Raw genomic sequence first — 20,794 nt, 5'->3', positions numbered from 1 at the left:
CGGCTTCCGGGGGCGTGTCAGGATTTTGAGACCAGATGGTTACAAATCTGGCGTCCCGGCTGATGAGCCGAGGGATTCGAGGAAACGGCGGTGAAGGCGAGGGCTTTCAGCTATTTTCGCGCTGCGACGATCGACCAGGCGTTGCACGCTCACGCGCGCGCCGGCGACGATGCGCGTTTCATTGCCGGCGGCCAGAGCCTCGTGCCGGCATTGTCGCTGCGGCTGCAGGCGCCACGGCTGCTGATCGATATCACCCATATTGCCGAGCTGCGCGGCGTCAGGCGTGAAGGCGCATTCTTACGCATCGGCGCGCTGACGCGCCATTGCGAGATGCTGAGCGAGCCGCTGATCGCCGAATTCGCGCCGCTGTTGCGTGCGGCTGCGCCCTTCGTCGCCCATCCCGCGATCCGCAACCGCGGCACGTTCGGCGGCAGTGTCGCGCACGCCGATCCGGCTTCCGAATTTCCGGCGATGACGCTGGCGCTCGGTGCTGAGATCGAGATTGTCGGCCCTTCCGGCAGCCGGCGCGTCAAGGCCGACGACTTCTTCGTCGACCTGTTCGAGACGGCTTTGCAGCCCGGTGAGCTGATCACCGCGGTCTTCGTCCCGCTGTTCAAGGCCGATCAGCGCTTTGCATTTGACGAATTGGCCCGGCGACGCGGGGACTATGCGTTAGTCGGTTGCGGTATGCTCGCGACCTGCACCGGCGACCGTATCGACGACATACGGATCTCGTTCTTTTCCGTCGGCAACACGCCGACGCGGGTGAAGGGAACAGAGGCTGCGCTCATCGGTTCGAGCCTTGGTGCTGAACGCATCGCCGCAGCGCAGGCCGCGCTCGAAGGTGATCTCGCACCACCTGAAGGCGACGAGGTGCCGCCGGCGATGCGGCTCCATCTCGCCCGCGTACTGCTCGGACGCATGCTCGGACGTCTCGGAGCGGGCGCATGATCGGCTTCGACGAATCCCTTCTGGATGATGCGGACGAGACCGTGCGCGTTCGCTTCACCATCAACGGCCGCAAGGTCGCCTGCGAGGTCGCGCCGCGCGAGACGCTGGTCGATTGCCTGCGCAACGTGCTCGAGCTGACAGGCACGCATGCCGGCTGCGAGATGGGCGCCTGCGGCGCGTGTCTTGTGCAGCTCGACGGCCGGGCCGTGCACGCCTGCCTGATGTTCACGGTGCAGGCTGACGGCGCCAGGATTGATACGATCGAAGGGCTCACCGAGAGCGGCGTAATCGCCGACCTCCAGGCCGAATTCCACCGCCGCAACGCTCTGCAATGCGGCTTTTGCACCCCGGGCATGCTGGTCAACGCCCACGAACTCCTCTCGCAGGTGACGCGGCCCAGCCGTGAGGACATTCGCGATGCGCTGTCGGGCAATTACTGCCGCTGCACCGGCTATGAAGCGATCGTCGATGCGATCGACGCCGTGGCAAAAGCGCGAATCGAAAGCGGAGGCCCGACATGAGCGCGCCGCTGACCTCGCTCGATCGCCCGAATTCCTATATCGGCCGCTCCGTGCCGCGCCCGAACGCCAAGCGGCTGCTCGCCGGGCGCGGGCGCTATGTCAGCGATCTCAGGCTGCCGCGGATGCTGTATGCCGCGTTCGTGCGCAGCCCGCATTCGCATGCGAAGATCATCTCCATCGATGCCGGGCGGGCGAGCGCGCTCGAAGGCGTGCATCTCGTTGCGACCGGTGCCGATCTCGCAAAGATCTGCACGCCCTGGACCGGCACGCTCGACCATTTCAAGGGCATGACCTCGGCACCGCAATTGCCGCTGCCGCTCGACCGCGTGGTCTGGGCCGGGCAGGCGGTGGTTGCAGTCGTTGCCGAGAGCCGTGCGATCGCCGAGGATGCGCTGGAGCTGATCGAGATCGACTACGAGGACCTTCCCATCGTCGCCGATATCGACAGCGCGCGTGAGGCCGGCGGGCCGCTGATCAATCCTGGCAGTGCCAACAACGTCTGCTTCCGTAGCCAGCTCGACAACGGCAGCGTCGACGACGCCTTTGCACATGCGGCCCATGTGGTGGAAGAGGAATTCTGTTTCGGACGCCATACCGCCGTGACCCTGGAGCCGCGCGCCATCATCGCCGACTATGATCCCGCAGCAGGTGCGCTCACCGTGCACCACGCGACACAGACGCCGTATCAATTCCAGGACCTCTATTCGCGCCACTACGGCCTCCCGGAGGCGCGCGTACGCGTGATCGCGACCGATATCGGTGGCTCCTTCGGGATGAAGCTGCATGTCTATCACGAGGACATGGCCGTGGTCGGCCTTTCGATCCTGCTCGGCCGTCCCGTCAAATACGTCGCCGACCGCATCGAATCCTTCGTCTCCGACATCCAAGCCCGCGACCACCGCGTCCGCGCCCGGATGGCTCTTGATGGCAAGGGCGAGATCCAGGCGATGGACGTGCTCGACCTGACCGGGATCGGGGCGTTTTCGAGCTATCCGCGTACAAGCGTGGTGGAGGGCAACCAGGTCATCCGCCTGATTGGCGCGCCCTATCGCTTCAAGAATTACCGCGCGACGCTCGAGGTGATCTTCCAGAACAAGGTGCAGACCAGCCAGTATCGCGCGGTCGGCCATCCCATCGCCTGCGCCGTCACGGAGCGGCTGGTCGACATGGCCGCGGTGAAGGTCGGTCTCGACCCCTTCGCGATCCGAGCGCAGAATTTGATCGCCGATGATGCTTATCCGCAGACCTCGCCGACCGGCTACCGCTTCGAGGCGCTGTCGCATCAGGCCTGCCTGAAGCGGCTGCACGAGATGATGGATTATGATGCGCTGCGCTCCGAGCAGGCAGAGTTGCGCAAGGGCGGCGTCTATCGCGGGATCGGCATCGCGGCCTTTGTCGAGATCACCAATCCAAGTCCCGCGTTCTATGGCGTTGGCGGAGCCCGTATCTCCTCGCAGGACGGTGCGATCGTCAGCCTGACGCCATCAGGCGAAGTGCGCTGCCTTATCTCGGTCACCGAGCAGGGGCAGGGCACCGAGGCGATCATCAGTCAGATCGTCGCGGATCAGCTCGGCGTCGCACAGGAGCACGTCAAGGTCATCACCGGCGATACCGAGGTGACGCCGCATGGCGGGGCGACCTGGGCCTGCCGTGGCGCCGGCATCGGCGGCGAGACCGCGCTCCAGGCTACGCGCGCGCTCAGGCGCAACATCCTGGAAATTGCCGCGCTCATCCTCCAGGAGCAGCCATCGGCACTCGACATCATCGATGGCGAGGTCGTCGATGCCGGCACGCGAAATCAGCGGATGCCGGTCTCCGAGATCGCGCGCATTGCGTATTTCCGTTCCGATACGCTGCCGCCGGGCACGCAGGCTCAGCTCACCGTGAGCCAGCACTTCGCGCCACAGGGCTATCCTTTCGCCTTCACCAACGGCATCCAGGGCTGTTCGCTGGAGGTCGACGTCGAGACCGGCTTCATCAAGATGTTGAAGCATTTCATCGTGGAGGATTGTGGCCGGGTCATCAATCCGATGCTGGTGGACGAGCAGCTCCGCGGCGGCATCGTGCAAGGACTGGGCGCGGCGCTGTTCGAGGAATGCCGCTACAGCGAGACCGGCCAGCTCGTGAACGGCTCGCTCGCCGACTACCTCGTCCCGATGCCGATGGAGATGCCTGACATCGTCATCGCCCATATCGAGACACCGACCGCCGACACGGAGCTTGGCGCCAAGGGATGCGGCGAGGCGGGGACGGCCGCGGCGTCGGCCTGTGTACTGAACGCCGTCAACGATGCGCTCACACCGTTCGATGCGACCATCAACTCTATCCCGATCACGCCCTCAAAAGTCCTGAAAGCCCTGAAGCGATTCTAGAAAAAAGATAGTTGGAGGAAATGATGCCTAAGTTCGGTCCGACCTCGAAAATATCCCGCCGCACCGCGCTCGCCGGTCTCTCGGCAAGCGCGGCACTGCTCGCCATGCCGCGGCTCGGCCGCGCCGCGGACGAAACGATCCGCATCGGCTTTCCAACCCCGCTGACCGGCCCGTTCGCCGCGGAAGCGCGCGACCAGGTCAAGTGCGCCGAGCTTGCGGTCAAGCTCGCCAACGACAAGGGCGGCATCGGCGGCCGAAAGGTCGAGCTGCTGGTGCGCGACGACAAGCTCAATGCCGGTGAGGCCGCGACCCGTACGCTGGAGCTGATCGAGAAGGACAAGGTTCATGCCGTGGTCGGCGCGCTCTCCAGCGCTGTGCAACTCGCGGTCAACGAAGTCACCCGCGCCCGCGGCGTGATCTACGTTTCGATCAGCCAGTCCGACACCATCAACGAGGCCAAGGATTTCAGTAAATTCACCTTCCATGAAGCGCTGAACCCGCACATGACGACCGCCGCCGTGGCACGGCAGACCCTGAAGAAGGGCATGAAGGTTGCCCATCTCGTCGCCGATTATGCCTACGGCCACGAGATGCTGCGCGGCTTCAAGCGCGCGCAGGCAGCGATCGGCGCGGACAATGTCGGCGAGATCCTGCATCCGTTTGGCGCTGCCGACTATTCCACCTTCATGCCGCGCCTGATGTCGATGCGGCCGGACGTGCTCTGCATCTCCAATTTCGGCCGCGACCAGGCCAATGCGATCAAGCAAGCGGTGGACTTCGGCGTCAAGCAGCAGATGAAGATCGTCGTGCCGGTGATCCTGCACAACCAGCGGCTCGCGGTCGGCCCCGACGTGTTCGAGGGCGTGGTCGGCGGCGCCAACTATTATTGGGGCCTGGAGACGCAAAGCAAGTCCGCCGCCGCTTTCAACAGCGCCTTCAAGGCAGCCAATGGCGGCGCGATCCCGACCGATTACGGCGCCTACGGCTATTCCGGCGTCGGATCGCTTTTGCAGGCCATGCAAACCGCGGGTGGCACCGATACGGACAAGGTGATCGATGCCCTGGAGAAGCTGCAATACGACCTGACCAAGGGTCCGCAGCATTACCGCAAATGCGACCACCAGTCGGTGCAGCCAGTGCTGGTGCTGGAGTCCAAAAAGAAGTCCGCCATGGCCAACGACAACGATCTGTTCGCCATTCTCGCCAACGACACGGGTTCCGACGACATGCTGCGCAGTTGCAGCGAGCTGGGCCACGCGACCTGAAGCCTGGGCAATGGACCTGTCGCTGATCATCATGCAGCTTCTTTCCGGGATCGCCCTTGGGGCGGTCCTGGTGATCACTGCGCTTGGACTGACGATCGTGTTCGGCATGCTCGGGGTGGTCAATTTCGCCCATGGCGCGCTGTTCATGATCGGGGCCTATGCGGGGCTGTATCTGGCGTCTCTCACCGGAAGCTTCTGGTGGGGATTGCTGCTCGCTCCCATCCTGATCGGCGGCTTCGGCATGCTGATCGAGTTCGTCCTGATCCGCAGGCTCTATGGGCGCTCGATCGACGATCCGCTGCTGCTCACTTTCGGCCTCAGCTACATCCTGGTCGAGGGCGTGCGGATCGTGTTCGGCAGCGACGGCATCCCGTTTCCGACCCCGCCGCAGCTGATCGGTGTGCTCGATCTCGGCATCGGATTCTTCCCGCGCTACCGCCTGTTCGTCATTGCGCTGGTGGCGGTGGTGCTCCTGGTGCTCTGGCTGACGCTGGAGAAGACCCGAATCGGCTTGATCGTGCGCGCGGGGGCCCGCGATCCCACCATCATGCAGGTGCTCGGTGTCGACATCGGCCGGGTCTGGGTCGCGATCTTCGGGCTCGGCGTTGGGCTGGCCGCGCTCGGGGGCGTGCTCGCGGGTCCCATGCGCAGCGTCAATCCGGAGATGGGATCGCTGGTGCTGGCGGAAGCCTTCGTGGTGACCGTGATCGGCGGCCTCGGGTCGATCGTCGGGGCGGTGGTCGCAGGCCTCATGGTCGGCATCTCCATCAGCCTGGTCGCGCTGTTCGCGCCGGAGATGGCAACCATCGTTATGTTCGCGCTGATGGCTGTGGTGCTGCTGATCCGCCCGCAAGGTCTGTTCGGCGTCAGAGGGAGGACGGCGTGACGTCACCATCGGGCGGCGAAGCGGTCGCCAAGAGCACCTCCAGCGGGCTCGGCCGGCTTCTCGACCAACGCGTGTTGCTCTCCATCGCGGTGCTGGCCGTGTTGCCCTGGCTGCTGCCGTCCCAGGCGCTGGCCGTCAATGTCCTGATCTACGGCGTCGTCGTAATGGGCTACAATCTGCTGTTCGGCTACACCGGGCTATTGTCGTTCGGCCAGGCCGCCTTCTTTGGTGCGGGCGCCTACTTCACGGGTATCGCGATCGGCCGTTACGGCGTGCCCTGGTTCGCAGCGGTGCCGATCGCTGTTCTCCTCAGTACCGGCCTCGCCGCCGCGATCGGCATCGTCTCCACGCGCACCCGCGGCATCTACTTCTCCATGGTAACACTCGCGCTGGCCCAGCTCGTCTATTACGTGGCGCTCCAGGCCTCGTCGTTCACCGGTGGCGAGAACGGGCTGCGCGGCTTTACTGTCGATCGCGTCAGCCTGTTCGGCCTCTCCGTCAATTTCCTCGATCCGGTCAACAAATATTATGTGTTGATGGCCTTCGCCGCATTGGCGATGTGGTTCCAGTCGCGCATCCTGAACTCGCCCTTCGGGGCCGTGATCGAGGCAATCCGCGAGAACGAGCAGCGGGCGCGGGCCTGCGGCTATGACGTCGAGCGCAGCAAGCTGATCGTGTTCATGCTGTCGGGCGCGATCTCCTCGCTCGGTGGCTGCATGCTGGCGCTACATCTGTCGATCGTGCCGCTCGACATCTTGCACTACCAGACCTCGGGCATGATCGTGATGATGGTGCTGCTCGGCGGCGCGCGCAGCTTCTTCGGGCCGTTCGTCGGCGCGGCGGCGTTCCTGATCCTGGAGGACGTCATCTCGGTCTGGACCCCACACTGGCAGCTCTTCGTCGGTGCGATCTTCGTCCTGTTCGTGCTGTTCCTCCCCAAGGGCATCTGGGGCACGCTGCTCGACACATTGGGTGTCGGAAAGGCGCGGCCATGAGCGGCGAATTGCTTCGTGCCGAGGGGATCGGCAAGCACTTCGGCGGCTTCGTCGCGCTCGAAGGCATCACCGTGTCTTTTGCGGCCGGACAGCTTACCTCGATTATTGGGCCGAACGGCGCCGGTAAGAGCACGTTCTTCAACATCCTCTCCGGCGCGCTGACACCGACGTCAGGCAAGCTGCATTTCAGAGGACGCGAGCTGAACGGTCTGCCGCAGCATCGGTTCGTGCATCAGGGCATCTCGCGCTCGTACCAGATCACAAACATCTTCCCGGACCTGTCCGTGCACGAGAACGTCCGCGTGGCAGCGCAGGCATTGACCGTGAGCTACGACATCTGGCGCAACCGCGCCCGACTTACAGAACTCAATGCCCGCGCCGATGTTGCACTCGACGCAGTCGGGCTGCTGGGCAGGCGCGCCGAATTGGCCAAGTTCCTGTCGCATGGCCAGCAGCGCGCGCTGGAGATCGCGATCGCGTTGGTCTCGGAGCCTGAGTTGCTTCTGCTCGACGAGCCGACCGCCGGCATGGGGCCGGAAGAGACAAAGGACATGGTCGCGCTGCTCGAACGACTCGCCGAGAAGCGCACCGTGCTTCTCGTCGAGCATAAGATGAAGATGGTGCTGGGCCTATCCAAGCGCGTCGTGGTGCTGCATCATGGGCGCCTGCTTGCGGACGGCGCGCCCGATGAGATCAGGAGCAATCCGGAGGTCCGCCGGGTCTATCTCGGACAGAGTGAAGGTTATGGCTGAGACCGCACTGCTCGAAATCAGGGATCTCCACGCCTGGTATGGCGCGAGCCACGTCCTTCACGGCATTTCCTTGCATGTCCAGCCCGGCGAGGTCGTTGCCCTTGTGGGTCGCAACGGAGCCGGGAAGACCACCACGCTGCGGTCGATGATGGGCCTGATGCCCAAGGCGACAGGTCGCGTGCGCTTTGCGGGCCGGGAGCTTTTGCAGCTGCGCGCCCATCAGCGCTTCCATCTCGGCCTGGCTTACGTTCCCGAGGAGCGCCGCATCGTCCCCGGTCTCTCCGTGCGCGAGAACCTTCGTCTCGGCCTCGTCGCGGCAGGAAGCGACATCGATGAGCGCGTCGCGATCGACGAGATCGCCGAGACTTTTCCGCGCCTGAAGGAGCGTCTCGACCAGGAGGGTGTCACGCTGTCGGGCGGCGAGCAGCAGATGCTGGCGATTGCACGCGCCTTGATCGCGAAGCCGAAGATGCTTCTGCTCGACGAGCCATCGGAAGGCATCATGCCTGTCCTGGTCGAGGAGATGGGCGTGCTGTTCCGTCGCCTGCGCGACGAGGGCAAGACGCTGCTCCTGGTCGAGCAGAACGTCGAATGGGCGCTGCGGCTCGCCGACCGTGCCGTGATCATCGATCAGGGTGAAGTCGTGCATCAAAGCAGCGCCGCGGCGCTGCTGGCGGACAAGGACATCCAGGAGCGCTACTGCGCGGTCTGACTTTAGGCCACGACCCTGGCTCCGGCGCCGCTGAGGCGCTGGCGTTCCTTTGCGAGATACTCGTCGATCGCGTCGCCGTGCATGGGCTTTGCGAAGTAGTAGCCCTGGATGAAGTCGCATCCCAGCCGGCGCAGGGTGTCGAGTTGAGCGCGGGTCTCTACGCCCTCGGCCACGCAGGCGATCTCCATGTCGTCACAGAGGCCCGTGAGAGACTTGATGATCTTGTGGCTCACTGCATTGTCGTTGACGTCGGCGATGAAGCTGCGATCGATTTTGATTTTGTCGAGCGGCAGCCAATGCACGTGGCTCAGCGAGGAATAGCCGGTGCCGAAATCGTCCAGCGAAATGCCGCAGCCCATCGCCTTCAATGCCGCGATCGACTTTTGTGCGCGCGCGAAATCGAAGGTGACGGCGGTCTCGGTGATCTCAAAATCGATCCGGTGCGGCGGCAGCCCGCTCTTCTCGACGATGGTGATCAGCGGCAGGATGCCCTCGGGCGAGCAGACGTCGTGGGCGGACAGGTTGAACGACAGGCGGATGTGGTCGGGCCAGGTCCTGGCCGTCGCGAGCGCGCGCACCAGCAGCGCCTGCGTCAGCGGCCGGATCAGGCCGATGCGCTCGGCGGCCGGAATGAAGTCGGCCGGCGAAACCAGGCCAAGGCGGGAGCTGCGCCAGCGCGCCAGGACCTCGAAGCCGGCGGTGTGCTCGCTCATGGCGTCCACGATCGGCTGGAACACCAGGTCCATCTCGGTGCTGAAATCGGCGGTGCGCAGCAAATTCTCGATGACGCCGCGGCTGCGGATCTCGGCCTCGAGCTCGCTCGAGAAGATCGCGGTGCGGCCGCGCAGATGGCGCTTGGCATGATAGAGGGAATAGTCGGCGCATTCATAGAGCGCTTCCGCCGTCGTTGCCGATTGCGGGAATAGCGCGAAGCCGATCGAGCAGGACAGCCCGGTATGGGCGGTGTCGAGCTGGTAGGGCAGCTTGACCCGGTCACCGATGCGTTCGCCGAGCCGCATCAGATCCGCATCGTCAGGGTCGCCGCACACGACGAGGCCGAACTCGTCGCCGCCGAGCCTGGCGAATTCCACGCGCTGGGGGCCGAAGCCCTCGCAGACCTCGCGGATGCGCCGGCCCGCTTCGATCAGAACGCGGTCGCCGACCGAATGGCCATAATTGTCGTTGATCGGCTTGAAGCCATCGAGGTCGATGATCCCGACCGCGACGCGAACGTTCCTGCGCTCGGCATCGGTGAACGCGCTCGACAGCTCGGCGAAGAAGCGCCGGCGGTTCGGCAGCTCGGTGAGGGAATCGAGATTGGCGAGGCGGAAGTTCTCGTCCGAGAGGGCTTGGGTGGCCGCCTGCTGCGCCAGCAGCGATTTGCGGCTCGCGACAAGGTCGGCGAAGTCGCGATAGTAGATGAACAGCACCGTGACCATCGCACCGGTGACCAGCAGATTGTTGACGGCCATCGCCTCCAGCGTCGGTTCGCCCGTCGCGAAGTAGAACAGCACGTAGGGCACGTCGACGACCAGCGTCACGATCAGTGCCGCCGAGCGCAGATGCATCAGCGAGAAGATGCAGCCGATCACGGTCACCGCCATGTAGAAGGCAACCTGGCTCTTGGCGAAAGCATCGCCGTAGGGATACAGGGCAAACGACCAGAGAGTAAAACCCGCCGCGATCGGCGCTGCAATCCAGTTGGTGAGGCGCAGGTTGCGCAGGATGTCGGCATCGTTGCGGACGACACCGCGCTGGCGCAGCCACCAGAATGTGCGAAAGCCTGTCACCGCGATCAACACGGCCGGCACGATCATACTGAGCGAGGCCGGCGCCAGCGGCACATAGGTATAAGCCACCGCGATCGTGTTGGTGATCAGGATGAAATAGAGCAGCGGGATCTGTTTTGAGAAGGCGTCGAATTGCGCGCGCATCAGCTCCGGATTGTCGGCCGGAACGCGAAACAGCTCTACAACGGCAGCTAGATGAGACTTCAAATTGGTGACAGGCATTGCAATATCAGCCCTGAATTCCCTCAAAACGCGGGCGATCTTGCACGGCGGGGGTAAAGGGGGCGTTAGATTGGCGTCCTCGCGAGAGGTTCGACGCGCCGCGGATCTTCTCGATCCGCGCACCGGTGAGACCGCGTTAACGATATCCGGCGGCGGAAGCGCGGTGATTGGCTGAAAGAGCCTGCATAAGTAGCGGCTACGCTCTGCTAACCATATGCGCGGCGCAACGTATTGTCGCACCGACAACGGTGCGAGCCGGCATGGCCGCTTCACCTCTCCCCCGGAGAAGGAGAGGTGAAGATAGCGCGAGACGATCGCTGTTTTCTCGAGCGCCACGTATCCCGTAATTTCGTGACAGTGCGCGGAATAACCCTCCCTGTCCGATTTGAGCATGGCGGCCATAGCTGCAATGCGGCCGGCTGGGGTTTGACCGCGCGCAGGCGGCTCGTCATACTTTGCGCCAAGGCGAGCCAGAAAGACTCGTCAACACCGGGAGCTCAAATGATCAATTCATTCTCCGTTGTTGCGGGGACGCTGATTTCCCTCGTCTCTTCCACATCGATTGCCTTCTCGCAGCCGGCCTGCGTCACCCAGAACATGGTGGTGCCGCCTGGGGCCAACACCGTCGACAAGGCGGGCCCGTTCTTTATCGATACGGCGGGTCTCGATTTCAAGACGACACCTCCGACGCGCGATCCCTCCGATCCCAACTATCCGCGTGCCACTGAGCTTCCTGACGGAACGCTGCCGCCACCGGGTGCCGAGGGCAATTTCATCATCGGTCCCACCCACAATCCTGCGCCGGAGACGATCGCGAAGGAGGGCGCGCCGCGTGGGACGACAAAATCCTTCACGCTGTCGTCGAAGGAGAGCACCATCTACAATCCGGGTCTGATCCGCGACGATCTTGCCGGCTGCACCAATTCCTCCATTATGACGACCGTTACGGCGCCGGATGACAAGTCGCACATGATCGTGACCACCAGCCATCCCGGCGTCTGGTCGCGCACCATCGACGTCTATGTGCCGGCGCAATATGTGCGCGGCAGCGAGGCGCCGTTCATCGTGGTCGGCGACGGCGGCTCGAACGCCTACAAGGATCTCGCCGTCACGCTCGACAATCTGATCGCGCAGCGCCGCGTGCCGCCGATGATCGCGATCCAGATCGGCAATGGCGGGCAGGACGCGCAGGGCAGTCAGCGCGGCCGCGAATATGACGCGGTGTCAGGCGCCTACGCGCAGTTCGTCGAGCGTGAAGTGCTGCCGCTGGTCGAAAAGAACGCCGACGTCAAGCTGACCAGAAATCCCGACGGGCGTGCGACCATGGGGCTGAGTTCGGGCGGCGTGGCAGCCTTCACCATGGCGTGGTTCTATCCCGATCTCTATCGCCGCGTGCTGGCGTTCTCGCCGACCATGGTCAACCAGCAATGGCCGCATGACCCGTCGCTACGTGGCGGCGCCTGGGAATATCACAGCGCATGGACGGGGCCGGCCACACCCAACCTCATCTCCAAGGCGGGCGTGCTCACGCCGGCCGAGCCGCCCGGCGTGCCGCTGATCGTCGCTGCGCCGACCAAGCCGATCCGTTTCTGGTTCTTCGGCGGCGACCAGGACCTGTTCTATCCGAACCCCACCATCCCCGACGGCATGCACGACTGGACCCTCTCCAACGCGCTGATGGCCAAGGTGCTGGCCGAGAAGGGCTACCACTATCAGTTTCTGTTCGTGCGCAATGCCAAGCACGTCGACCGCCCCACGATCGCGCAGACGCTTCCGTCGGCGCTGGAGTGGGTCTGGAAGGGCTATCCTATCCCCTGAGCGAAAGTGGCCTAGCGCCCGATCGTCACGCCGGCGGTCGAACGCATGGCGTCCTTGAGGCTCGTCGCGTGCTTGTCGTCGAGGATCTCTCGCGTCAGCACGGTGGCTTGGCCGGGCGTGTTGAGGATCGTCTCTCCGCGCGAAGAGGAGAGGCGGTCGGCTTTGTAGGGTGAGGCCTGATCGGTAGCCGGCGCATGGTGCGGCCGTTTACTGGATGCGGCAAAGGCTCCTTGCGAGACGCAGAGGGCGGCAATCACGACCAGTCGCAATGATTTTACGGGCATGCGATCTCCCAAATTCAGGGCGTGAGCCTAGCATATGGGCTGGTCGTCGCAGGGAAAAAAGGGTCAGGCGAGAGCGGCCTGGCGTTCCCGCATTGGTTCGCGGACCCGGTCGGGTTTCCCGGGCTCGGCCAGCCGCGTAAAACTGCGCTGGCTTGCATGCGCGGGTGCTTCGACAATCACGCCCTCGCAGACGATCTGTCCGCCGAGCATCCGGAATTCCAGCTTGTCGTAGCGCGGCATCGTCTCGCCGAGCCCGGGCGGCAACAGCCCGACGCTTCCCTGGATGTTCAGCGTGGCATCACCGGCGCCGTGGAGGCGGGGATTCCACATCCTGATCCCGGTCTCCGCCCAGCGCTGCCGGATCAGCGCGGCGCGGTCGGCGGGTTCTGCGGCTTTCGCGCGAGCTTTCGGTGCACTCGGGATGTCCGGAGCCGGAGACACGAGGGCCGGCTCCGGCGCAACATCCGTGACGACGCTGGGCGTGTCGGCGAGGACGTCCGCGCCGCTGGGGGACGGATCGCTGTCGATGCTGTCTTCAGGGACATGCTCCGGCGAGATGCCGCGATCGGCGAACGCGACACACGTGTCGTCGAGAATTGAGCAAGTATCCACGTCGATGGCAGAGGAATGCTCCTCGTTGACAGCGAGAGCGGGGGCATCGACCGGGACGACCTCCAACTCGACCTCGGCAGACGAGGCCTTCTCCACGACAACAGGCTCAAGGTCGGCCGCGAGTTCGGGAGATGGATCGCTGTTGATGATGAGTACGGGGACGTCGACCGGCTCGCGCACGACGTCGATGGTCGCGACCGACGCTTCCTCCACAACGACGGGCTCGACGTCCGCCCCCGTCTCCCGGGATGGTTCGTCGCTGCCGGTGACATCGGCTGGCGCTTCCGACGGGCTCTCCGCGATAATAAGGCTGGCGGTGTCGTCTTCGGCGGCTGAAGCCGCGACCGCCGCGTCGGAGTTCAAGGTATCCGCGCCAATGGTAGTGTCGATAGCCGGGGCGGCTTGTGCAATTTCGGCAACAATGGCGGGTGAGGCGTCTACGGCATCAGGCGCGACGTCGATGCTGCCGCCATGCGGCGCGGGGCGAAGCCGGGTGAACGCCCATTTCACCGCGGGGATGCGGCGCAGCAACGATATCAGTCTCGAAAGCACAGGGAGTTGTCCAAGAGGTACTCGGCTTGAGGCCATCGCTGATTCGCCAGCAATGTAAAAATCCCCGGCTGTCACACTGATGTCAATGTGGGTGGGACCAATTGCAGAACATCCGCGCTTTCAGAGCGCGCGGCTGCGATTTTGCCGGCGTGACTGTAAGCAAGGTGCGGCCCCGCCAATACGCTTCGTTCGACACCAACACCTCCGCACATGACGTCGACAAGCTTTGACGGCACGTACGTAGGCTTCTGGAGAGGAGACGATCGCCCCCTCTCCAGGATTTTCGATCGATACCGGCCTACTTTCCGGCGCCGGAGCCGGAGCCGGAGCCTGCGCCGCCGCCGGCCTGGCTACCCATGTTGTTCGTGTTGCTGCCACCGGCCGAGGGAGTCTGCTTGCCCTTGCTGTCGGCGGCCTCGTTCTGCATGTTCGACGACGTGCCGGTCGTCATGCCCTTGGTCGCGGGGCCCCGCGACGAGGGGCCAACGTCGCCCTGGCCGGATGCGCCGGGGGCGGGTTGTGTCTGCGCTACGGCGACGCCGGTCGCCAGCGCCATGATGCACGCGGATGCCAAAATGAGCTTCTTCATCTGGTTTCCTCCTGGGTTGACTTGGGCACAACTTACGCGCGGAGCGGACGTTCCTCACCGGGGAGCGCCGCGAGGATCATGACCAAGCGCGTTGCGGCGCTTGTCAGGGTTCCCTGTACGGCTCTATCGACGGTAGAGTTTGGAACATCCGGCATCTGGTGTAAGGACGAGGCATGAAAAGGCTACTGACTCTCGGAGCGGTTCTGCTCTGGTCCACGATCGCATTCGCGCAGGAGCGCGCCATCACCGTGGCCTCGACGACGTCAACGGAACAGTCGGGGCTGTTCGGTTACTTGCTGCCGCTGTTCTCGAAGGCCGCGGGCATCGACGTGAAGGTCGTGGCCGTCGGCACGGGCCAGGCGCTCGACATCGGACGGCGCGGCGATGCAGACGTCGTGTTCGTCCATGACAGACCTGCCGAAGACAAGTTCATGTCCGAAGGAGAGGGCGTGAAGCGCTTCGACGTCATGTACAACGACTTCGTCATTGTCGGGCCGAAGAGCGATCCCGCGAAGATCGCCGGCGGCAAGGACGTGGCCGAGGCGCTGCGCAAGATAGCGTCCGCGAAGGCGCCGTTCATCTCGCGCGGCGACAAGTCCGGCACGCACGCGGCCGAGCTGCGGCTGTGGAAGGAGGCCGGCATCGACCTCGGTGCCGCCAAGGACGGCTGGTATCGCGAGATCGGCCAGGGCATGGGCCCGGCGCTGAACATGGCGTCGTCGTCGAATGCCTATCTGCTGTCGGACCGCGGCACCTGGTTGTCATTCAAGAACCGCGGCGAGCTCGCCGTCCTGACCGAAGGCGACAAACGGCTGTTCAACCAGTACGGGGTCATGCTGGTGAATCCAGCCAAGCATTCGAACGTGAAGGCGCGGGACGGGCAGGCCTTCATCGACTGGCTGATCTCTTCTGGGGGGCAGGAGGCCATCGCCGGCTACAAGGTCGGCGGCGAGCAGCTATTTTTCCCCAACGCGTCCCACTAGCAGGAAGGCAACGGTCGACACTGCGACGCTGAGTGCGAGCAAGATCAGCCCGAGCCCGAGCGCCAGCGGCAGGTCGCCCTTGCTGGTCTCCAGCGCGATCGCCGTCGTCATCGTGCGCGTGAAACCGCGGATGTTGCCACCGACGATGAGGATGGCGCCAACCTCGGCAATCGCGCGCCCGAAGGCTGCGAGAAAAGCCGTCAGCAGCGAGGTCCGGCCCAGCGCGAACAGCAAGCTGATCCTGCGCAGTGTTGACAGCCCGTCGATCCGCGCCAGGTCGCCATACTCCGCCCACAGCAGGCTCGCCGGCCGGTGCACCAGTGCCACCACGATCGGTGTTGCGAGTAGCGACTGCGCAATCACCATGGCCGTCGGCGTGAACAACAGGCCGGCGGGCCCCAACGGGCCGGAGCGCGACAGTAGAAGATAAAGCGCGAGCCCGACCACGACCGGCGGAAGGCCGAGCAAGGCATTGGTCAGGACGATGATGACCTGCCGCCCGCGGAACCGGGTGATCGCAAGCAGGGCCCCGAACGGCGCCCCGATCAGAAGCGCGACGATGCTGGCCGTCAGGCTGACGCGCACCGACAGTCCGACGATGCCCAGAAGCTCTGCGTCGGCCTCGCCGATCAGCGTGAATGCGGCGCCGACGGATCGCGCGAAGTCGTTCATCCGTGCCTGAGCTTCGGCGCCCGCCACGATGTCTCGGGTGCGTCGATTCCGGGACTGCGGAGGTGTTTCACGTATATTTCCCCGAGGGCATCGTCGTGCAAGTCGGCGGCGGAGCGGTTTGGTAACCCGAATTTGACCGGAAATCAAAGCCTCGCGCGGCATGGCACGAGGTGGCGTTCGGTCCCATCGTTTAACGTCGGCCGATGCAGGGACCGTCGGGGCTCAGATCAAGCCGCGCAGCACTTCAACAAGCCGGGCACACTCGGCCTCCGTTCCGACCGTGATGCGCAGGAAGTCCTCGATGCGCGGCTTTCCGAAATGCCGCACCAGAACGCCACGCTGGCGAAGCGCTGCCGCGAGATCGGCTCCGCTCCGGTTTCGATGGCGCGCGAAGACGAAGTTGGCGAGCGACGGCAACACCTCGAAGCCGAGTTGTCTGAGGTCACGGGCCAGGGTTTCGCGGCTTGCGATGATACGGGGACGAGTCTCTCTGAACCAGCCGTCGTCCTCGATCGCGGCAACGGCGCCGGCGATCGCGAGGCAATCGACGGGATAGGAGTTGAAGCTGTCCTTCACCCGTTCCAGCGCTTCGATCAGCGGTCGTTGGCCGATGGCAAAACCAACCCGCAGGCCAGCGAGCGAGCGCGATTTCGAGAAGGTCTGGATGACCAGCAGATTGTCGTGGCGTGCAACCAGTGGCACGGCGCTCTCGGCGCCGAAATCGACATAGGCCTCGTCCACCACCACCAGCCGGTCCGGTTGTTCGGCCAGCAGCGATGCGATTGCGTCGCGCTGAAGCGCGATGCCGGTAGGAGCGTTTGGATTACAGAGGAGGGTGGCGCTCGATGGTCGCCTGTAGTCGGAGATATCGATCCTCATCGCAGCATCGAGCGGCACCTCGTCATGCGCTATGCCATAGAGGCCGCAATAGACCGGGTAGAAGCTGTAGGTGACGTCGGGGAATAGAAGCGGCATGTCGTGCTTCAGAAGAGCCTGGAAGGTGTGGGCCAGAACCTCGTCGGAGCCGTTGCCGACGAACACTTGCTCGGGCGCCACATCGCAATGGGCCGCGATCGCCTCGCGCAGGCGCGTTGCGCGCGGATCGGGATAAAGGCGCAGCCGCTCCGCGGCCGATGCGATCGCCGCCAGCACGCGCGGCGAGGGCGGGTAAGGGTTCTCATTGGTATTGAGCTTGACGATGCCGTCCTGCTTCGGCTGCTCCCCGGGAACGTAGGGCGAAAGCGTGTGGACGACCGGACTCCAGAAACGGCTCATGATCTCCAATCCGAATTTGATCGGGCACAGTAGGGTATGCGGGAGCTCGGCGGAAGTGCACCTGCGTTCAGCATTCCGGGCAAATCCGCACGAGGCTTACTGCCGGGGACGTTCCCGCAAGCGCGACCCCTATGCTAGGGTCGTCGCACCACCGCCCAGAATGAAAACAAGAACGAAGGCTGGCGCGCCCCAAGGCGCTGAACGGCCGAAAAGAGAGGAACACATGCCGGGTGCAGCCCTTCCCACCGCTCCTTCGATTCCGACCGCGCCCGTGACGTCAGCCGTTCTCGACCGCTTGCGGACCATCGTCGGCGACAAAGGCCTGATCCTGGATGAGCAAGACAAACAACCCTTCGTGACCGACTGGCGCGGCGAACTGGCGGGGCAGGCCGCGGCGGTCGTGCGTCCGGCCAGCACCGCGGAAGTCTCCGCTGTCGCCAAGCTCTGCTACGACAACGGCATTGCCATCGTTCCGCAAGGTGGCAACACCGGCCTGATGGGCGGTGCCACGCCGTGGCCCATGCACCGCGGCATCGTGCTGTCGCTCGGTCGCATGAACCAGGTGCTGGATGTCGATCCGGTCGGCTACACCATGACCGTGGAGGCAGGCTGCATCCTCGAGACGCTTCAGGACACAGCTGCGCGCCACGATCGCCTCTTTCCGCTCAGCCTGGGTGCTCAGGGCTCGTGCATGATCGGAGGCAATCTGTCCACCAATGCCGGCGGCGTGCAGGTGCTGCGTTATGGCAATGCGCGAAATCTGGTGTTGGGTCTCGAAGTCGTGCTGGCTAACGGCGATGTCTGGGACGGCCTGCGCGCACTCAAGAAGGACAACACCGGCTATGATCTCAAGCATCTGTTCATGGGCGCCGAAGGGACGCTCGGCATCATCACCAAGGCGGTGCTGAAACTCTGGCCGGCGCCGAAAGACGTGTGCACGGCGTGGCTCGCGATTCGCGATCCCAAGGCCGCCATCGACCTGCTGTCGCAGGCGCATGCCGCTTCCGATGACAATGTCGGCTCCTGTGAGCTCATCAGCCGTGCGTGCACCGACATGGTGCTGCGCCACATTCCCGGCACTCAGGATCCTCTCAAGGCTCAGACCGAATGGTATCTCCTTCTCGAATGGTCGTCGGCCCGGCCACGGCAGGACGGCGGCACGGGCATGTCGGACAGGATGGAGCAGTTCCTGGCCGACCAACTCGAGGCGGGCCGGGTGCTGGATGCGGTGATCGCGCAAACCGAAGCGCAGTCGCGCAACATGTGGCGGATTCGCGAGGCTGTCGCCGAGGCATCGCGCACCGAAGGTCCGGGCTTGAGCTACGACGTGTCGGTCGCGGTCTCCAGGATTCCCGAGTTTATCGACAGCGGTCTCGAGGCCGTGCTCGCAATCTTGCCCGCGATCCGCCCCTATCCGCTCGGCCACATCGGAGACGGCAACGTACACTTCTCCTTCATGGGCCCGAAGGGCATGGACCGCGATACGCTCTCCCAGTATTCCGCGGCGATCACACGGGCCGTCAACGACCTCATCACCTCGATGGGCGGCTCGATCTCGGCGGAACATGGCATCGGCATCGAGAAGCTCGACGAGCTCCAGCACTATCGCTCCCGGACCGAGCTCGACATCATGCGCACGATCAAGCGGGCGCTCGATCCCAAGAACATCATGAATCCGGGCAAGGTGCTTCGTCTCGGTTAAGCCGTTACCGCCGCGAGCCCGGCTCCCGGGGCAAGGGATGCCGCAGATAGGCCGGGCCAAACGGGCCGGGGCGCGAAATCATGCCGTTTCGCGACCGGAAGGCGGCTTTATTCCCGCCTTGGATGCTTTAAGGAAGGACAGGATCGGGTCGCACCCGGCCGGGGGCGGTGCTAGACCCTGATCCAGGAACAATGGGACGGGGCCGGTATGGCACGTCCGCAAGGATGAAGGATTTGAGGCAATGATCCAAACCGTTGGCATCATCGGGGCAGGGACAATGGGCAACGGCATCGCGCAGATTTGTGCCGCGGCCGGGCTTTCGGTCGTGATGGTCGATATTTCCGATGCGGCGGTGAACCGCGGGATTTCGACGGTCGGCGGCAGCCTCGAGCGTCTGGTCAAAAAGGAGAAGATGTCGGCGGGCGATCGCGACGCCACGCTCAAGCGCATCACCGGCACCACCGACCGCGCCAAGCTCGTCGACTGTGACCTCGTCATCGAGGCCGCGACCGAGAACGAGGAACTCAAGGTCAAGATCCTGAAGGATCTCTGTGCGACGCTGTCGCCGCGCACGCTGCTCGCCACGAACACCTCGTCGATCTCGATCACGAAGCTCGCCGCGGCGACCGACCGCCCCGACCGCTTCATCGGCATGCACTTCTTCAATCCGGTTCCGGTGATGGCGCTGCTGGAGCTGATCCGCGGCCTGCAGACCTCCGACGACACCCACGCCAAGTCGCTCGATTTCGCCAAGCGCGTCGGCAAGGTGGCGATCACGGCCAAGAACAGCCCCGGCTTCGCCGTCAACCGCATCCTGTGCCCGATGATCAACGAGGCGATCTTCGCGCTTCAGGAAGGGATTGCGACGGCGGAAGAGATCGATGCCGGCATGAAGCTCGGCTGCAACCATCCGATCGGGCCGCTGGCGCTCGCCGATCTCGTCGGGCTCGACACCATGTTGTCGGTGATGGAGGTCTTTTACAAAGGCTTCAACGACCCCAAATACCGTCCAGCCCCCTTGCTCAGGGAAATGGTCGACGCCGGCCATCTCGGCCGCAAGACGGGGCAGGGCTTTTACACCTACAGCGCCTGACAATGGCGCGGGCGGCGGGCCTTGAGTGCTCGCCGCCAGACCCCGCGATTTGCGCTGCGACAAAGACGCCGCGCGCAATCGGCCCGACAATGTCGAACGGGCGGCCTGCGGGAACAACGGAACGGATAACAAGGGACATGTCGGATCGACTGAAGGCCGAGCGCGAGGCTGCGACCGCGCGGCGGAATTTGCTGACCCAGGATGCAATCGAGCGCACGGGGATCACCGAAGAGATGATCGGGGAACTCGTCACCCGCTTCTACGGGCGCGTGCGCGAGGATGAGCTGTTGGGGCCGGTGTTCGCGGTCGTGCAGAATTGGGACGAGCATCTGGCCAAGCTCCGGGATTTCTGGTCGTCGGTCGTGCTGATGAGCGGCCGCTACCACGGTTCGCCCATGCGGGCGCATATGCCGTTGAGCCTCGTTGGGGATCATTTCGACCGCTGGCTCGATCTGTTCGAACAGACCGCGCGCGAGGTCTGCCCGTCGCAGGCAGCCGCCCTGTTCATCGACAGGGCGCGCCGCATCGCCGACAGCTTCGAGATGGCGTCGGCGACCTTGGCCGGGCGCATCGCTTCGCCGCGTCACGTGCTCCGCTCCTAGAATACAGAATGCCTGCCTGAGAAATGCGCAAGCCGCACTGATCTCGCTACGATCGCGCCGGGCGTCGGCGCATTGCACCAATACCGACAGCATTGACCTGATCTGCAAAATCATCATGCCGGTCGCGTAGCGTGATGTTGCAATTC

At 64.3% G+C, this 20,794-nt stretch carries 19 protein-coding genes; 13 read left to right on the top strand and 6 right to left on the bottom strand.

The features are described from left to right. The first annotated feature begins 90 nt into the window (after positions 1-90). The 8 genes from GWG67_RS31155 to GWG67_RS31120 are packed head-to-tail and all read left to right on the top strand — an operon-like array spanning position 91 to position 8,454. Complete coding sequence (locus tag GWG67_RS31155) at positions 91-951, top strand: xanthine dehydrogenase family protein subunit M (protein ID WP_275173259.1); 861 nt, start codon at positions 91-93, stop codon at positions 949-951. After that, positions 948-1,472: a (2Fe-2S)-binding protein gene (locus GWG67_RS31150; protein ID WP_275173258.1), complete on the top strand. Its 525-nt coding sequence runs from the start codon at positions 948-950 to the stop codon at positions 1,470-1,472. Before GWG67_RS31155 ends, GWG67_RS31150 begins: the two co-directional genes overlap by 4 nt. Further along, a complete protein-coding gene (locus GWG67_RS31145; RefSeq protein ID WP_275173256.1) occupies positions 1,469-3,844 on the top strand; it encodes a xanthine dehydrogenase family protein molybdopterin-binding subunit in 2,376 nt (791 codons plus the stop codon). Before GWG67_RS31150 ends, GWG67_RS31145 begins: the two co-directional genes overlap by 4 nt. 23 nt (positions 3,845-3,867) lie before the next feature. After that, positions 3,868-5,109, top strand: a complete 1,242-nt coding sequence (locus GWG67_RS31140) for an ABC transporter substrate-binding protein (RefSeq protein ID WP_275173255.1) — start codon at positions 3,868-3,870, stop codon at positions 5,107-5,109. A gap of 10 nt (positions 5,110-5,119) precedes the next feature. Continuing rightward, entirely contained in the window at positions 5,120-5,995 is an 876-nt protein-coding gene (locus tag GWG67_RS31135) for a branched-chain amino acid ABC transporter permease (RefSeq protein WP_275173253.1), read from the top strand. Continuing rightward, positions 5,992-6,990 (top strand): branched-chain amino acid ABC transporter permease, encoded by a 999-nt coding sequence (locus GWG67_RS31130; protein WP_275173251.1) that lies wholly within the window; start codon positions 5,992-5,994, stop codon positions 6,988-6,990. The genes GWG67_RS31135 and GWG67_RS31130 overlap by 4 nt, the downstream gene beginning before the upstream one ends. After that, complete coding sequence (locus GWG67_RS31125; RefSeq protein ID WP_275173249.1) at positions 6,987-7,742, top strand: ABC transporter ATP-binding protein; 756 nt, start codon at positions 6,987-6,989, stop codon at positions 7,740-7,742. The genes GWG67_RS31130 and GWG67_RS31125 overlap by 4 nt, the downstream gene beginning before the upstream one ends. Next, complete coding sequence (locus tag GWG67_RS31120; protein ID WP_247290635.1) at positions 7,735-8,454, top strand: ABC transporter ATP-binding protein; 720 nt, start codon at positions 7,735-7,737, stop codon at positions 8,452-8,454. Before GWG67_RS31125 ends, GWG67_RS31120 begins: the two co-directional genes overlap by 8 nt. Positions 8,455-8,456: 2 nt before the next feature. Here the strand turns inward: GWG67_RS31120 and GWG67_RS31115 are convergent, their stop codons facing one another. Then, the gene (locus GWG67_RS31115) at positions 8,457-10,466 is read right to left on the bottom strand and encodes a bifunctional diguanylate cyclase/phosphodiesterase (RefSeq protein ID WP_275173248.1); all 2,010 of its coding nucleotides are present in this window, start codon (positions 10,464-10,466) and stop codon (positions 8,457-8,459) included. 501 nt (positions 10,467-10,967) lie between these two features. Here GWG67_RS31115 and GWG67_RS31110 point away from each other — a divergent pair. Further along, positions 10,968-12,284 carry an esterase family protein gene (locus tag GWG67_RS31110; protein WP_275173246.1) on the top strand — a complete coding sequence of 439 codons (1,317 nt, stop codon included), beginning with the start codon at positions 10,968-10,970 and terminating at the stop codon, positions 12,282-12,284. Between the two features lie 11 nt (positions 12,285-12,295). Here the strand turns inward: GWG67_RS31110 and GWG67_RS31105 are convergent, their stop codons facing one another. The 3 genes from GWG67_RS31105 to GWG67_RS31095 form a co-directional block, all read right to left on the bottom strand. Then, the gene (locus tag GWG67_RS31105) at positions 12,296-12,568 is read right to left on the bottom strand and encodes a Plug domain-containing protein (protein ID WP_275173244.1); all 273 of its coding nucleotides are present in this window, start codon (positions 12,566-12,568) and stop codon (positions 12,296-12,298) included. Positions 12,569-12,631: 63 nt separating this feature from the next. Further along, on the bottom strand, positions 12,632-13,711 hold the full coding sequence (locus GWG67_RS31100; RefSeq protein ID WP_275173243.1) for a hypothetical protein: 1,080 nt from the start codon (positions 13,709-13,711) through the stop codon (positions 12,632-12,634). Between the two features lie 319 nt (positions 13,712-14,030). Continuing rightward, complete coding sequence (locus GWG67_RS31095) at positions 14,031-14,321, bottom strand: hypothetical protein (protein ID WP_275173241.1); 291 nt, start codon at positions 14,319-14,321, stop codon at positions 14,031-14,033. Positions 14,322-14,494: 173 nt separating this feature from the next. On the opposite strand from GWG67_RS31095, the gene GWG67_RS31090 reads away from it, so the two are divergent. Further along, entirely contained in the window at positions 14,495-15,304 is an 810-nt protein-coding gene (locus GWG67_RS31090) for a substrate-binding domain-containing protein (protein WP_275173240.1), read from the top strand. On the opposite strand, the gene GWG67_RS31085 is transcribed toward GWG67_RS31090, so the two are convergent. Both GWG67_RS31085 and hisC read right to left on the bottom strand, forming a co-directional pair. After that, complete coding sequence (locus GWG67_RS31085) at positions 15,278-15,976, bottom strand: ABC transporter permease (protein WP_275173373.1); 699 nt, start codon at positions 15,974-15,976, stop codon at positions 15,278-15,280. The two genes, GWG67_RS31090 and GWG67_RS31085, sit on opposite strands and share 27 nt — an antisense overlap. Positions 15,977-16,198: 222 nt before the next feature. Beyond that, positions 16,199-17,251: a histidinol-phosphate transaminase gene (gene hisC, locus GWG67_RS31080; protein ID WP_275173238.1), complete on the bottom strand. Its 1,053-nt coding sequence runs from the start codon at positions 17,249-17,251 to the stop codon at positions 16,199-16,201. A gap of 223 nt (positions 17,252-17,474) precedes the next feature. On the opposite strand from hisC, the gene GWG67_RS31075 reads away from it, so the two are divergent. From GWG67_RS31075 to GWG67_RS31065, 3 genes are all read left to right on the top strand, one after another. Further along, complete coding sequence (locus GWG67_RS31075) at positions 17,475-18,953, top strand: FAD-binding oxidoreductase (RefSeq protein WP_275173236.1); 1,479 nt, start codon at positions 17,475-17,477, stop codon at positions 18,951-18,953. 241 nt (positions 18,954-19,194) lie between these two features. After that, complete coding sequence (locus GWG67_RS31070) at positions 19,195-20,046, top strand: 3-hydroxybutyryl-CoA dehydrogenase (RefSeq protein WP_275173234.1); 852 nt, start codon at positions 19,195-19,197, stop codon at positions 20,044-20,046. 137 nt (positions 20,047-20,183) lie between these two features. Then, positions 20,184-20,648, top strand: a complete 465-nt coding sequence (locus tag GWG67_RS31065; RefSeq protein WP_275173232.1) for a group III truncated hemoglobin — start codon at positions 20,184-20,186, stop codon at positions 20,646-20,648. Positions 20,649-20,794 lie beyond the last annotated feature (146 nt).

Source organism: Bradyrhizobium sp. CSS354, assembly GCF_029051725.1.
Lineage (GTDB): Bacteria > Pseudomonadota > Alphaproteobacteria > Rhizobiales > Xanthobacteraceae > Bradyrhizobium.
The sequence above is the reverse complement of the archived record's forward strand: the minus strand, read 5'-3'. Positions and strand labels throughout refer to the sequence as shown.